This window comes from Vibrio anguillarum (genome assembly GCF_003390515.1).
Taxonomy (GTDB): domain Bacteria; phylum Pseudomonadota; class Gammaproteobacteria; order Enterobacterales; family Vibrionaceae; genus Vibrio; species Vibrio anguillarum.
Genome location: NZ_CP031479.1, coordinates 1,840,273 through 1,855,342 on the forward strand (window position 1 = coordinate 1,840,273; position 15,070 = coordinate 1,855,342).

Annotated in this window: 11 protein-coding genes; 7 read left to right on the top strand and 4 right to left on the bottom strand. The window is 44.4% G+C overall.

The window, feature by feature from the left end; all coding sequences use genetic code 11:
- The first annotated feature begins 22 nt into the window (after positions 1 to 22).
- The 3 genes from DD616_RS11975 to DD616_RS11985 all read left to right on the top strand — a co-directional run bounded on the left by DD616_RS11975 (position 23) and on the right by DD616_RS11985 (position 1,632).
- A complete protein-coding gene (locus tag DD616_RS11975; protein WP_017042460.1) occupies positions 23 to 430 on the top strand; it encodes a PaaI family thioesterase in 408 nt (135 codons plus the stop codon).
- A gap of 104 nt (positions 431 to 534) precedes the next feature.
- Positions 535 to 831, top strand: a complete 297-nt coding sequence (locus tag DD616_RS11980) for a PTS fructose transporter subunit IIB (RefSeq protein ID WP_017042461.1) — start codon at positions 535 to 537, stop codon at positions 829 to 831.
- Between the two features lie 6 nt (positions 832 to 837).
- Positions 838 to 1,632 carry a PTS sugar transporter subunit IIA gene (locus DD616_RS11985; protein ID WP_088728822.1) on the top strand — a complete coding sequence of 265 codons (795 nt, stop codon included), beginning with the start codon at positions 838 to 840 and terminating at the stop codon, positions 1,630 to 1,632.
- A gap of 2 nt (positions 1,633 to 1,634) precedes the next feature.
- On the opposite strand, the gene DD616_RS11990 is transcribed toward DD616_RS11985, so the two are convergent.
- The gene (locus DD616_RS11990; protein ID WP_017049831.1) at positions 1,635 to 2,537 is read right to left on the bottom strand and encodes a helix-turn-helix transcriptional regulator; all 903 of its coding nucleotides are present in this window, start codon (positions 2,535 to 2,537) and stop codon (positions 1,635 to 1,637) included.
- A gap of 327 nt (positions 2,538 to 2,864) precedes the next feature.
- Between DD616_RS11990 and DD616_RS11995 the strand changes: the two genes are divergently transcribed.
- Both DD616_RS11995 and manA read left to right on the top strand, forming a co-directional pair.
- Positions 2,865 to 4,763 (top strand): PTS fructose transporter subunit IIABC, encoded by a 1,899-nt coding sequence (locus tag DD616_RS11995; protein WP_208871727.1) that lies wholly within the window; start codon positions 2,865 to 2,867, stop codon positions 4,761 to 4,763.
- A gap of 141 nt (positions 4,764 to 4,904) precedes the next feature.
- On the top strand, positions 4,905 to 6,113 hold the full coding sequence (manA, locus tag DD616_RS12000; RefSeq protein ID WP_208871728.1) for a mannose-6-phosphate isomerase, class I: 1,209 nt from the start codon (positions 4,905 to 4,907) through the stop codon (positions 6,111 to 6,113).
- A gap of 94 nt (positions 6,114 to 6,207) precedes the next feature.
- Here manA and DD616_RS12005 read toward each other — a convergent pair whose 3' ends face one another.
- The 3 genes from DD616_RS12005 to gyrA form a co-directional block, all read right to left on the bottom strand.
- Positions 6,208 to 6,384, bottom strand: a complete 177-nt coding sequence (locus DD616_RS12005) for a hypothetical protein (RefSeq protein ID WP_017042466.1) — start codon at positions 6,382 to 6,384, stop codon at positions 6,208 to 6,210.
- Positions 6,385 to 6,509: 125 nt separating this feature from the next.
- Positions 6,510 to 8,156: a methyl-accepting chemotaxis protein gene (locus tag DD616_RS12010; protein WP_017046166.1), complete on the bottom strand. Its 1,647-nt coding sequence runs from the start codon at positions 8,154 to 8,156 to the stop codon at positions 6,510 to 6,512.
- Positions 8,157 to 8,513: 357 nt separating this feature from the next.
- Positions 8,514 to 11,237: a DNA topoisomerase (ATP-hydrolyzing) subunit A gene (gene gyrA / locus DD616_RS12015; RefSeq protein ID WP_208871729.1), complete on the bottom strand. Its 2,724-nt coding sequence runs from the start codon at positions 11,235 to 11,237 to the stop codon at positions 8,514 to 8,516.
- A 294-nt stretch (positions 11,238 to 11,531) separates the two neighbouring features.
- Between gyrA and ubiG the strand changes: the two genes are divergently transcribed.
- Positions 11,532 to 12,239, top strand: coding sequence for a bifunctional 2-polyprenyl-6-hydroxyphenol methylase/3-demethylubiquinol 3-O-methyltransferase UbiG (gene ubiG / locus DD616_RS12020; RefSeq protein ID WP_017044298.1), 708 nt, complete (start codon positions 11,532 to 11,534; stop codon positions 12,237 to 12,239).
- A gap of 480 nt (positions 12,240 to 12,719) precedes the next feature.
- Positions 12,720 to 15,002, top strand: coding sequence for a class 1a ribonucleoside-diphosphate reductase subunit alpha (nrdA, locus tag DD616_RS12025; protein ID WP_017046168.1), 2,283 nt, complete (start codon positions 12,720 to 12,722; stop codon positions 15,000 to 15,002).
- Positions 15,003 to 15,070 lie beyond the last annotated feature (68 nt).

Genomic DNA, 15,070 nt, shown 5'->3' on the forward strand with positions numbered 1-15,070 from the left:
TTAAAAACAGTTTGGTGAACTTATGAACATTCAGCCTCCCCTACAACATTGCCACTGCGCGGTGTGTTGTGCCCCGTTCTTTTCTGAAACGCACACACTGCAATTTAACCAAACAGAAACGGGGAGAGTATGCGCACAGATTGTAGCAACAGAAAAGATGCAAGGCTATCAAGGGGTCATGCAGGGTGGACTTATCAGCACCTTACATGATGCGGCCATGACACATTGTCTGTTTGCACAGTGCATTTATGCGATGACAGCAGAGCTAAACGTACGTTATCTGCACCCTATTCCACTGAATGTACCGTTGCAAGTCGAAGCGCATCTTATCAAACAAAAACGTCACATTTACTATCTGTGCAGCACCATTTTTTATGATGGGCTTCCCTATTCTACGGCCAGTGCAAAGTTTATGTGCAAAGCCGAGTAGCTTGAGTGCTACAGTCATTAGGGTGCTGGCTTAGCGTAAACTTCGGTTGAGTCACGCTTTCATCCTCCTTATACTCACTCATCATTTCTTTATTATCTTTCGTTATGAAAATTATCGCAGTAACTGCTTGTCCAACAGGCATCGCGCACACCTATATGGCCGCAGACGCACTCAAAAAAGAAGCGAATAAGCGTAATATCTCAATTAAAGTCGAAACCCAAGGCGCAATGGGTGTCGAGAACCCACTGACAGTGGCAGATATTGTCAACGCGGATCTGATCCTCATCGCTTCAGATATCGACATTGAACAGCGTGAACGTTTTGTTGGTTGCAAAACGGTTCAGGTGTCCATTGAAGAAGTGTTGACGAACGTGCAATCTGTTTTAGATCGTTATTTGTAACCGCCGATGATCACAACGCGCATCACCTTTGTTTTAAAAGCAGGCGGTCTGGTCAGCTGGCAATTAAATGAATTGAAAGATCTCAACCGCCATTTTCGCTCGGTGGTGGTGCTGTTTAACATCACGCGTGACAACAAGGCAATGCTCAACCATACACTGCAAGTGTTAAGCCTTGGTTCAAACCCGGGAGATGTATGCCAAATTGCCATTGAAGGGCTCGACGCCGAGTTGGCCTGCATGGTGATGACAGAGTATTTACGCGAGCACACACTGCTTATTTCAACATCACACAAACAAAATGCCAAAGCGGAATTGGCGTTTGCCACCCACTCTGCTTTTCAACTGCCCTTTTCGCTACAGTGGCATTACGCCACATTAGGCCCTGAGCTTAGCAAATCAGAGGCACTCGACACAATTGCTAAGCAGATCATGCCCACGTATTGTCATGATATTTTGCATGCGCTGGAAAAAAGAGAAGCCATCTCCCCGACCATTATTGGCCGTGGAATAGCGCTCCCCCATGTCATTCACGCACGAGTTGCCCAGCCAACACTGGCGGTTCACTGGTTAGCAAACCCGCTATCATGGTCAGAAAAATCCGGCGATGTGTCGCTGATCATCACCTTATTACTGCCGACATCAGCGCCGCGAACCGTGATTAAACCGGTCACGCAGTTAACTCGTTGGTTGCTGGAAGAGGAACATCGTCAATGGCTACTTACAGCAAAAAGAGAAGAAACCCTTAAAGCCATTTTGCTGCACGTGATGGCTAAGCCGGACGACCCAATACAAAATGAATAGCTTTATTGCGACAGAGTTCGATATTCAGATGGAGTCATACCCGCTTTGCTTTTAAATACGCGGAAAAAATAATTCACATCTTGAAATCCACAGCGCGTGGCCACTTCAGCTAAACGAAAGGTGTATTTCTTCAACATAAATTTTGCCCGTTCAATTCTTACCCAAGTGATGTAATCAGCAAGAGTCATGTGTCCTTGTTGGCGAAACATGCGCGATAAATGGTTGGCAGAGATATTAAACCGCTGTGCGATGCTGTCACGGCAAATATTGCGATGAAAATTTTCTTGGATATAGATGCAGATACCTTGATATAAATCTTCACTGCGCTTTTTAGGAGAAGCGGTCGGTTGATCGAGCATTGTGGCGCTGTAACTCAACAGAGCCAGCAACAAATGTTCGTCCATTGGACTTTTCTGAGGCTCACGTGCTAATGCATTTAGCCCTTCGAGCATGTGATCAATCGCGTGCCCAGTACGCGTTGGGATACTGTGTTTCTGAACATCATAAAAACCACTCTCGCCTTTGTGTTTACTGACCAAACTAAACCCCATTTGACGACGGCCAAATAGCAAACTCAAGACCGAACAGCTCTCTTGCCAATCAGGTTTATTCCAGCAGTTCGGAGGTATATAAAGCGCATCACCAGATAAGATGTTGACCTTACTGATACCGTGTTCAATCTCTTCGATTTCGTTGCTATACACGCCGCTTAAAACCAATTCTAGACGAGGGAAATTGACTTGGTAACTGAACGCTGGCGGCGTTATTTTGTCCCCAGCAAACCATATTCGATTAAAACTTTCTCGCTCCGAGAGCAGCACTTCAATCACATTTTTAAATACTGGGATCACAAAATTCACCCTATACCCATCAATAAACGAGGCAACTATAATCCAATACCTCATAAATCACCAATCATTACGCATTCGATAACTCCGATCGAAAAAGCAAAATAATCAATTTATCCAATTGAATTAAAATAAAAAATTAATCATAAATTAAAATTATCACCCTAAAACCAAAATAAGAGCCTGATCACGTTTGCAGCCACAGGTTACAATAATCCAGTAAATGCCAGTTTCGTACACTACCACTGTTCACCCGAGGCGCTCACAATATCTCCAACAAAAAGCGCGGTGCGCAATAACAATATCCCCAAACAGTTTGAAGTTGCAGCCAACATGGCTCAGTTCTACGTGCGAAGGGGATAAAAACCATATAGGGGACGAAACATGATCACTCAACTCATTAATGAGAACTTGATCCTGCTTGATTTGAAAGCAACATCAAAAGATGGCGTTTTCTCAGAGCTGGTCGATGTACTGTTAGAACAAGGACGCATCAGCGATAAATCGCAGTTTTTAGCCGATATCTATGCTCGTGAAGAGCTTGGTAACACTGGATTTGAAGATGGTGTCGCGCTGCCTCATGCCAAAAGTTCCGCCGTTATCTCGCCTGCAGTTGTGATAGGCATCAGCAAAAGCGGTATCGAATATGGCGCGGAAGATGGCTTGCCTTCTAAATTATTTTTCATGATAGCCTCGCCTGATGGTGGTTCAAATCATCATATTGAAGTGCTGGCAGAGCTCTCTTCCAAGCTTATTGAAGAAGGGTTCATCCAACGTTTCTTAGACGCAAAAACAGAGCAAGCAGCGCTAGATTTGTTGCTACAAAAAACCGAAAAAGCAACCGATGTTGAAGCCAATAAAGGCTTTTTGATTGGCGTAACGGGCTGCCCAGCCGGTGTTGCACACACTTATCTTGCCGCTGAAGCGCTGGAAAAAGGGGCCGCCGCGATGGGTTATCAAATTAAAGTCGAAACCAACGGTTCGATTGGGGTGAAAAACAGCCCAACGGATGAAGAGATCGCTAAAGCTGATGCGATCATCGTGGCTTGCGACAAGCAAGTTGACATGGTGCGCTTTGCGGGTAAAAAACTGATTGAAACGGGCGTTAAAGCGCCGATTCGTGATGCAAAAGGGTTGATTGAAAAAGCCCTCAGCGCACCAAAATATCAAGCCGATGCCAGTACCAAGACTTTAGATGGGAAAGGCAAAGCGGCGCAAGCTCGCTCCGATTTATACCGCTATTTGATGAATGGTGTATCGCATATGATCCCATTCGTTGTTACTGGCGGTTTGTTGATTGCTTTAGCACTCGCTATTGGCGGCGAGCCAACCGAAGCTGGTATGGCCATTCCTGACGGTAGTATGTGGAACCAAGTGCTGAACGTCGGTGTGGTTGCTTTTACGTTGATGATCCCCATTCTTGCAGGTTACATCGCGTATGCGATCGCCGATCGCCCTGCTCTGACTCCTGGCTTAATTGGTGGTTGGATCGCTAACAACGGGTCATTCTACGGCGCAGATGCCGGTACAGGTTTTATCGGTGCCATTATTGCTGGCCTTTTAGTCGGTTATTTCATCAAATGGTTAACAAGCATCCATTTTCACAAGTTTATTCAACCACTTGTGCCAATCATGATTGCACCCATCGCAGGCTCACTCTTTATCTCTGGGCTCTTTATTTTTGTTATCGGCGCGCCGATTGCAAGCTTGATGGATGGCTTAACCGCACTACTTACGAGCATGAGCTCAGGTAACGTGATACTGCTCGGTATTGTGCTCGGCGGCATGGCTGGCTTTGATATGGGTGGCCCATTTAACAAAGTGGCATTCCTCTTCTCTGTTGGTATGATTGCCAGCGGTCAAACTCAATTTATGGGTGCAATGGCGTGTGCCATTCCAGTCGCGCCACTCGGTATGGCTTTAGCAACCGTTTTGGGCCGTAAACTGAACTTGTTTGAAGCCTCTGAAATTGAAGCAGGGAAAGCTTCCGGTGCAATGGGCTTGGTTGGTATCTCTGAAGGGGCGATTCCATTTGCAGCGCAAGATCCGATGTCAGTCATTCCAGCAAACATCTTGGGGTCGATGGTTGCAGCGGTTATGGCGTTCACTTTTGGCATTACAAACAGTGTTGCCCACGGCGGTCCTGTAGTAGCATTGCTCGGTGCCATGAATAAGCCTTTGCTAGCTTTGCTTTGCATGGCAACTGGTGCTGTAGTAACAGGTGTTGTTTGTATCACTCTGAAAAAAATGCGCCAAGCGAAATTACAACAAGCAACGGCTTAATGATCAAGCACTCTCCCCCGAGAGTGCTTGATGTTCATCAACGCTGAGCTTCTGACTTTATGTTGTACTCCCGCTTTAACTCGGGAGTTTTTTATTTCGCTTACTCTATGTACTGCTGCTTTGTTTTTATTTTGATTTTTTGTGAGATGTACTATGACCAATAACAAACAACCTTTCTTTTTGATGGACAACGTCATCCAAAACTATGCGTGGGGAAGCACGACTTCGATTCAGCACTTGTTTGATATTGCTAACCCAAACAACGCTCCACAAGCAGAAATTTGGATGGGAGCACACCCAAATGGATGCTCACAAATTCATGTGAATGGAGAACCTGTTTCGTTGCTTGAGATGATCAACCAAGATAAAACAGCGTTTCTTTCTGCTGCTACTGCAACAACCTTTGGTGAGTTACCTTATCTTTTCAAAGTACTTGCCGCAGCGAACGCCCTTTCGATTCAAGTTCACCCAAGTAAGCAAGAAGCGGAAATTGGTTTTGAGAAAGAAAACCAAGCGGGGATCCCACTCAATGCCGGACATCGCAACTATAAAGATCCTAACCACAAGCCGGAATTGGTTTACGCCCTTACCCCTTATCAAGCGATGAATGGGTTTCGCCCAATCACAGAGATTGTTGAACAATTTCAAACGCTGAATATCAATGCGATTTCAACCTTGGTCGATGCTTTTGCACACAACTCAACATCACAAGGTTTAAAAACTTTTTTTAGTGCATTGCTATCATTAACTGGCGAGCAAAAAGAACATGCGGTGAATGCATTATTAGCGTATGCCCATCATCATTCAGATGATGATCTTTTTGAGCTCATTTTAGAGCTGGCACAACAGTACCCCGGTGATATCGGTCTATTTTCTCCGTTAATGCTCAATGTACTCACTTTAGCTCCGGGTGAGGCCATGTTTTTAGACGCCAGAACGCCACATGCCTACTTGAAAGGTACCGGGCTTGAAATCATGGCCAATTCAGACAACGTATTGCGCGCTGGCCTAACACCCAAACACATGGATATTGAAGAGCTCGCATCATGCACGCTATTTGAAGAAAAACCCGCTTCAAGCCTGTTATTAAAACCAATCGAAGAAAATGGAGCGTTATTGTTCCCCGTCCCAGTACGCGATTTTAAATTTGCGATTTACCTCAATGCCGCGCAAGTTGAGGTGAAAATTAACAGTGCCGAAATTGTCTTTGCCATTGATGCTGATGCGACCCTAACCCATGACAATGGTGAGTCTCTAACCGTGAAAAAAGGTCACTCAATCTTCATCCCCGCATACGCTGAACATTATCAACTGTCATCACTTGGACGTGTCGCACGCGCGTATAATTAACAGCCGACGTGATAAACAAAAAAGCCAGCATCTGTTCTGCTGGCTTTTTATTTGGGATTATTACGAAAATTTGCGCTAATCAATTTGTGGGCAGTTAGATATTCTGCGACTGCTTCCAAACCGCCAGTTCAACCCACATTTGTTCGAGTTGTTGCAACTCTTCTTCTGTGAGCAGTGCTAAGGTCGTTTGAGATTCAGATGTCGGACCGTCTTTGAGAGAGCGAATCTGCGCATAAAAATCCTTCTTTAATTGCGATATCACAGGGTCCACAACCGATTCCTATAAAAATACTAAAATTCTCAAAAATAATACCATTTTTCATAGACATGTCTTATGTCGTGTTAAGTTATGGAATAGTTATCACATTTCTAATATCTAAGCCTAAAGTATCAAAATTACAATTTAAAATTGTTCACTAGGCTATCGAGTTGCTTGGAAACTTTTTTCAAATGTTCGCTACTAACGGTGAGCTCCTCAGCCACTGTTGTTGTTTCCATGGTGAGATGATTAATATCTTCAACGGTGCGGTTGATTTCACTGACCACACTTGATTGCTCTTCCGTTGCCGTCGCCACTTGAATGTTCTGATCACTAATATTCTCTATATAAACGCGGATCTGTTTTAGCGAGCTATTGGCATTTTCAGCTTGTTCAACCACCAACAAACTCTGCTCTCGGCCTTGGGACATTGCCCCAACCGCCCGTTTCGATTCTTCCTGCAAGTTATTAATGACTCTTTGAATTTCTTCGGTTGATGCAGCAGAACGGCTTGCTAAATTTCGCACCTCATCGGCAACGACCGCAAAACCTCGACCTTGCTCTCCCGCTCGCGCCGCCTCAATCGCTGCGTTCAATGCAAGTAAGTTCGTTTGCTCGGAAATGCTACGAATAGTCTCAAGTATCGAGCTGATGTTAACCACTTGACCAGCCAAAGAGCCTACGACTTGTGCAGCTTGCTCTAATTCAGTGATCAAATCTGCAATTTGCACTTGTGCTTTCTCTACTACAGTGGTGCCATTTTCCGCCTGATGAGTGGCCTGTTTCGCAACGTCGGCAGCTTGAGCTGCGTTGTTTGCAATTTCGCCTACCGTTGCGCCTAACTCATGAATGGCAGTGGCCACTTGAACTGTTCTATCACGTTGCGAAGTGCAGTTGTTTTTGGTTAATAGTGCCCGAGCTGAAACTTGGTTAGCCGTATTCGCTAATTCATAAGAACTCGAAGCCACTTGCTTGATCGCTACATGTACTTTCTCAATGAAGTCGTTAAAACTGTCGCTAATTTTCGATAACTCATCTTGGCCACCTAAATCAATGCGAGCATCTAGCGCCATGTTTTCAGCTGCCAAAGCAATCGATTTTTGTAGGCTGGCCACTCTCGTTTTTAGGCCGATAACAATAAAGAATGAAGTGACAAACGAAATTAACACGCCAATACCAATAATGATAAACATGTGGTTTTGCCCTTGGGCATAACTCTTTTGGCTATTGACGTTCTGCTGTTTGGCCTGCTCTAGTAGCGAATCGAGGATCACATTGGCTTTTTTACGCAGTTCACCATAGGTAACCGCGTATTGATCTCGGTATATGTTGCGCGCCGTATCTAGATCGCCCTTTTCAAATGCCGCCAACATAGGATTAAGTTGAGTACTGACCATTTTTTCAAAGTCAGTCAACAGTTGCTGAACTTGTCTACGCTGTTCTGGATCCACTTGTGACTGAACTGCGTGCTCGACAGACTGCCTCATTTCAGGGATATCTTCGTCACGTGTCTCTTTCACGCGTGTGAGGACACCCTTTTTATCTCTTAACGACGTCTCTTGAAGTAACATCATATCGATACCAACCCGCATACGGGGAATTCGAGAGGCAACTTCAGCCATTGAACGCATTGGCGCGGCCGTATTGAGATAGAGCTGCTCTGCCTGTCGTTGAATCGTCGACATGCTATTGAAGCTCGCCATTCCAACAATAATCAACGCAACGCAAGGTAATAACACCGCAAAAATTAATCGCGATTGTAAGGTAAACCGATTAGCAAACATCTTTTATATCCTTTTTAGTTGTAGCGCCATTATGTTATGGGGACAGATCTTAACCAATGAATGGTTTCTTATTTATTAAAAAGTTATCTTTTCTAGAACGTTTAAAATTAAATTAATGACTTTTATGACGTTAACTCAATAGCTAAGTATAGGCAATTTTAGGTTGAATGAGAGATGTGGAGTCAGCCGTATTTGTGGCACAGATGATCTTTTCAAAAAGACCACCACGATTTCAACGCTGAATGGAAATCCTTCACTTGTTGGATGGGCTGCTCGCTAGAAGTAAAAAGCCGAAGCAATCAATGCTCCGGCTTTTATTCTTTATCACCTTAGAATAAAGGTGGATATGTGAAACGATTACTCGTCTTCAGAATCGCTGCTCGGTTCAGAGTCAGCCTCTTCTGCGTCACTTTGTACTTCTAAAATTGCAACGCTCGATTCACCCTCTGGCAATTCCTCACCTTCTGGTAACTCAGCATCTTCAATTTCTTCAATACGTTGTAAACCTACGACGTTTTCATCTTCAGCGGTGCGAATCAAGGTCACACCTTGAGTATTGCGTCCCACTTGGCTCACTTCCGCGACGCGAGTACGAACGAGCGTACCGGCATCGGTGATCATCATGAACTCATCGCCTTCTTCAGTTTGCACTGCGCCGACAACTTGACCATTACGCTCAGACACCTTGATTGAAACAACGCCTTGAGTTGCACGACCTTTAGTTGGGTATTCCCCTAAGGTTGTACGTTTACCATAGCCGTTTTGTGTCACTGTTAAGATGTCGCCATCATTTGAAGGAACAATCAGCGATACCACTTGGTCGCCTTCTGCTAGCTTCATACCACGAACACCGGACGCTGTGCGTCCCATGGCGCGAACACCTTTGAACTTAATTTCTGGCTGGCCATGTTCATCAAGAACAGGCTGACCATTTTCATCCAATACTGGCGTTTCTTCTGATTCTTTAAAGCGAACCACTTTACCAAATTTAGAAAACAGCATAATTTCACTGTTGCCATCGGTAATGTCCACACCAATCAAAGAGTCATCTTCACGCAAGTTAACCGCGATCAAACCGTTAGAACGCACGTTGGCAAAGCTTGAAAGTGATGTTTTCTTCACTGTACCGTCACCGGTCGCCATAAAGATAAACTTATCATCACTAAACTCAGTGACTGGCAAAATCGCAGTAATACGTTCCCCTTCTTCCAGAGGAAGAATGTTAACGATAGGTTTACCACGCGCTGTACGGCTCGCTAGCGGTAATTGATAGACTTTCAAACGGTATGTCTTACCACGAGTCGAGAAGCAAAGAATATGGTCATGAGTATTCGCCACAAGAAGACGCTCAATGTAGTCTTCTTCTTTCATCTTCGTCGCGCTCTTACCTTTACCACCACGGCGTTGTGCTTCGTAATCGCTGAGGATCTGGTATTTCACATAACCTGCATGAGAAAGTGTAACTACCACATCTTCACGAGCAATCAGCTCTTCCATGTCGATATCGTGAGTTGCCGCGGTAATTTCAGTGCGTCGTGCGTCACCAAAAGCATCACGAACAGTTTCAAGCTCTTCGCGGATCACTTCCATCAAACGTTCAGTGCTAGCAAGGATATGCATCAGTTCAGCGATTTCTTCCAGAAGAGCTTTGTACTCATCAAGAATTTTTTCGTGCTCTAAACCTGTCAATCTGTGCAGACGAAGTTCAAGAATTGCTTGGGCTTGTTGCTCAGTTAAGAAATATTTGCCATCACGGATACCGTATTCTGGTTCAAGCCATTCAGGACGAGCGGCATCGGTTCCAGCACGTTCAAGCATTGACGCTACGTTGCCAAGATCCCAACCACGAGCAATCAAGCCTTCTTTTGCTTCTGCTGGCGTTGCTGCGCGGCGAATCAATTCGATGATTTCATCAATGTTGGCTAACGCGAGAGCAAGTGCTTCTAGAATGTGGGCACGATCACGAGCTTTACGCAGTTCAAAAATAGTACGACGCGTCACCACTTCACGGCGGTGATCAACAAAGCATTTCAACATTTCTTTCAAGTTGAATAGCTTAGGTTGACCATTATCCAGCGCAACCATGTTGATGCCGAATGTCGTTTGTAACTGTGTTTGAGCGTAGAGGTTGTTCAGAACTACTTCACCAACCGCATCACGTTTACATTCGATAACAATACGCATGCCGTCTTTATCAGACTCATCACGCAGTGCACTGATGCCTTCGACTTTTTTCTCTTTAACCAACTCAGCAATTTTTTCAATCAAGCGTGCTTTGTTCACTTGATAAGGGATTTCTCTGACGATAATGGTTTCTTTACCATTCTTCTCGACTTCGATATCCGCTTTAGAGCGCATGTAGACTTTACCGCGCCCTGTTTTATAAGCGTCGATAATTCCTTTGCGGCCACTGATTAATGCTGCTGTTGGGAAATCTGGGCCCGGAATGTAGTCCATCAACTCATCAATGGTGATGTCTTCATTATTTATATAGGCCAAGCAACCCTCAACCACTTCCGTTAGGTTATGGGGTGGAATGTTGGTTGCCATACCTACTGCAATACCGGATGAGCCATTCACCAGTAGGTTAGGAATTTTCGTAGGAAGAACCGCAGGGATCTGTTCTGTACCGTCATAGTTCGGTACATAATCGACCGTTTCTTTGTCGAGATCGGCAAGCAGTTCGTGGGCAATTTTTGACATGCGTACTTCGGTGTAACGCATTGCTGCCGCAGAGTCACCATCGATCGAGCCAAAGTTACCTTGGCCATCGACCAACATGTAACGCAATGAGAACGGCTGCGCCATACGAACAATCGTATCGTATACAGCACTATCACCATGCGGGTGATATTTACCAATCACATCGCCTACAACACGGGCAGATTTTTTATATGGTTTATTCCAATCGTTACCAAGCACATTCATCGCGAATAGAACGCGACGGTGTACTGGTTTTAGGCCATCACGCACATCTGGAAGAGCACGACCCACGATAACGGACATCGCGTAGTCTAGGTATGAACCTCTTAGCTCATCTTCAATGTTTACGGGCGTGATCTCTCTAGCTAGATCGCTCATAGAGCCATTATCCCTCTATCTTTTGATCGTATATTCGATACGTACAAGGCCGAAAAATATAACACATAATTCACTACTTCGGCATCCCTTTCCCTTTCCTTTTATCAGGTTGTGACCTTTGTTGTGTATCAAGTGCCGAGAAATTGCACATTCATTCCATACCCGGCTGATTAATGGCCAAATTTTAGCCAAAAATTAATGAAATAAAGATAACCTGTAGCCTGTGATAATCAACTGGTTATAATACCCCACACAACTAAAGATGCCTATTTTGACAGCAAGAGCGAATCTAACATGACTAAAGCACAAAACGTTGATCTTAATGAAATTAAAAAGTTTGAAGAGATGGCGTCACGCTGGTGGGATCTGGATGGTGAATTTAAGCCACTGCATCAAATTAACCCGTTAAGATTGAACTATGTGTTGGTCAATGCCAACGGCCTATTTGGCAAGAAGGTGCTCGATGTTGGATGTGGTGGCGGAATTTTAGCCGAAAGCATGGCGCGAGAAGGTGCGCAAGTGACTGGCTTAGACATGGGCAAAGAACCGCTTGAAGTCGCTCGTTTACATGCTTTAGAAACCGGAACAAAGCTCACTTATATTCAAAGTACGATTGAAGACCACGCCGCTGACAACCCACACACATATGATGTTGTCACCTGCATGGAAATGCTTGAGCATGTTCCAGATCCATTGTCCGTTGTTCAAGCCTGCTCGGCGTTGGTCAAACCCGGCGGTCATGTTTTCTTTTCTACGCTCAATCGTAATTTTAAGTCTTACCTGTTTGCCATCGTGGGCGCAGAGAAGTTGCTACGCATTGTTCCAGAAGGCACACATGATCATGAAAAATTCATCCGCCCATCGGAACTGATTAAGATGATTGATAAAACAAACCTGCAAGAGCAAGGAATAACAGGCCTACTTTATAACCCGTTAACCGATACTTACCGTTTAGGGCGCAATGTTGATGTCAATTACATCGTTCATACTCAGCTTTTTTAAAGTCAGTGGTCATCTAATATGCCATTATCGATAGCGTATTGCCCACGTTAAAAATTAAGCCGAATAGCACATTTTTTCTCGGTTTCTAGGCTGTTTTTTGTGCTCTAGATTCCATTTTAACCACATCGAAAATCGCTCCCTTTTTTCCTCAAAGATCAAGAAGTTTTTTTTTGATTGTGGTTACATCTAAACCAAACTCAAAACGGTAATTTTCTACAATCAAATCGGCTCTTTGATCATCAGTAAGTGGGTACTAACTGTTTTTTTTATTTTTGCTAGTTATCCACAAGCTGTCCCAGATCTGTAACTTGAAATGAGCTTCAGATAGCACTATCTTGTAACTCGCAAAGCAAAGAACCCCTATATGTTGTGTTTGCACTACAATATATAGATAAATTCAGATCACAAAGCCGCGATGAAATTTACAACAATTCTACAAAAATACGGCCTTAATCAGTTTTGTTAGGGAAATGAAGCAGAATGAACCAAAAACTTACTGTCACCAAGCGTGATGGACGCAAAGAAACAATTGATCTTGAGAAAATCCACCGTGTAATCGCGTGGGCTGCGGAAGACCTGCACAATGTCTCTGTATCACAAGTAGAACTGAAAGCTCACATTCAGTTTTACGATGGTATTACGACCTCTGACATCCATGAGACTATCATCAAATCCGCTGCCGATTTGATTTCAGAAGAGACGCCAGATTACCAATATCTAGCTGCTCGTCTTTCGGTGTTCCATTTGCGTAAAAAAGCCTACGGACAATACGAGCCACCCACTTTGTACAACCATGTCTCTCGTTTGGTTGAAATGGGCAAATACGATAAGCACCTTATCGAAGATTATACTCGCGCAGAATTTGAAGAACTCGACACTTATATCGACCACGCACGTGACCTTAATTTTTCTTACGCCGCGGTAAAACAGCTTGAAGGTAAGTACTTCGTACAAAACCGTGTGACGAAACAAATTTATGAGAGTGCCCAGTTCCTCTACATTTTGGTCGCCGCTTGCTTATTCGCGAAATATCCAAAAGAAAACCGTCTCGATTACATTAAGCGTTTTTACGACGCAACATCAATGTTCAAAATCTCGCTGCCAACGCCAATCATGTCGGGCGTGCGCACGCCTACCCGTCAATTTAGCTCATGTGTGTTGATTGAATGTGGTGACAGCTTAGATTCAATCAATGCCACAGCAAGCTCTATCGTACGTTATGTATCACAGCGTGCGGGGATTGGTATTAACGCGGGCCGCATTCGTGCATTAGGCTCGGAAATTCGCGGTGGTGAAGCATTCCACACGGGTTGTATTCCTTTTTATAAATATTTCCAAACCGCAGTAAAGTGCTGTTCTCAAGGTGGTGTTCGTGGTGGCGCAGCCACTGTCTTTTACCCTTTGTGGCACGGTGAAGTGCAGTCGCTACTGGTATTGAAAAATAACCGCGGCGTTGAAGAGAACCGTGTTCGTCATATGGACTATGGTGTTCAGCTCAATAAGTTGATGTATTCTCGCTTAGTCCAAGGCGGTAATATTACCCTATTCTCCCCTTCTGATGTGCCTGGATTGTATGACGCATTCTTCGAAAACCAAGACGAATTCGAACGTTTGTATGTTCAATATGAGAATGACACTTCGATTAAAAAAGAGACGGTGAAAGCGGTAGAACTGTTCTCCCTATTGATGCAAGAACGTGCCTCCACTGGCCGTATCTACATCCAGAACGTTGACCACTGCAATACGCACAGCCCGTTTGATGCGTCTGTAGCGCCTGTTCGCCAATCCAATCTCTGTTTGGAGATCGCACTGCCGACGAAACCGCTGTCTAATGTTGAAGATAATGAAGGTGAGATTGCGCTATGTACGCTTTCGGCATTCAACTTAGGTTCAATTCAATCTCTGGATGATTTCGAAGAGTTGTCTGATCTTGTGGTTCGTGCGCTAGATGCACTGTTGGATTATCAAGATTACCCACTGCCTGCCGCTTATAAGTCAACCATGAATCGCCGTACATTGGGTGTAGGCGTGATTAACTACGCTTACTATCTGGCGAAAAATGGCGTGAAATATTCGGACGGTAGTGCAAATGGTTTGACACACCGCACTTTTGAAGCGATGCAATATTACCTGTTGAAGGCTTCAGTCGCGTTAGCCAAAGAACAAGGCCGATGCCCTCTATTCCATGAAACAAATTATGCCAAAGGCTTGCTGCCTATCGACACCTATAAAAAAGATGTCGACCAAATTTGCGCAGAACCTTTGCATTATGATTGGGATGCGCTGCGCGCAGAGATCATGGAATTTGGCTTACGTAACTCAACGTTAACAGCGTTAATGCCTTCAGAAACCTCTTCGCAAATTTCCAATGCCACCAACGGTATTGAGCCTCCTCGCGGTTATGTTTCAGTAAAAGCCTCAAAAGATGGCATCTTGAAACAAGTCGTGCCGGATTTCATTAATTTGAAAGAGAACTATGAGTTATTGTGGAATATTGGTTCTAACAACGGCTATCTGCACCTAGTCGGCATCATGCAGAAATTTGTTGACCAAGCGATTTCCGCTAATACCAACTACGACCCCAGCGCGTATGAAAGTGGCAAAGTACCAATGAAACAGTTGCTGCAAGATCTGCTGACGGCATATAAATTTGGTGTGAAAACCTTGTACTATCACAACACTCGTGATGGCGCGAAGGATGATCAAAAAGACGCAGTACAGGCACAAGATGATGATTGTGCGGGCGGCGGTTGTAAGATCTAACTCTATTTCACTCAACGTATTCAATAATGCTCCCCACGCAGGGGAGCTTAAAAGGGATTGAGGCATTT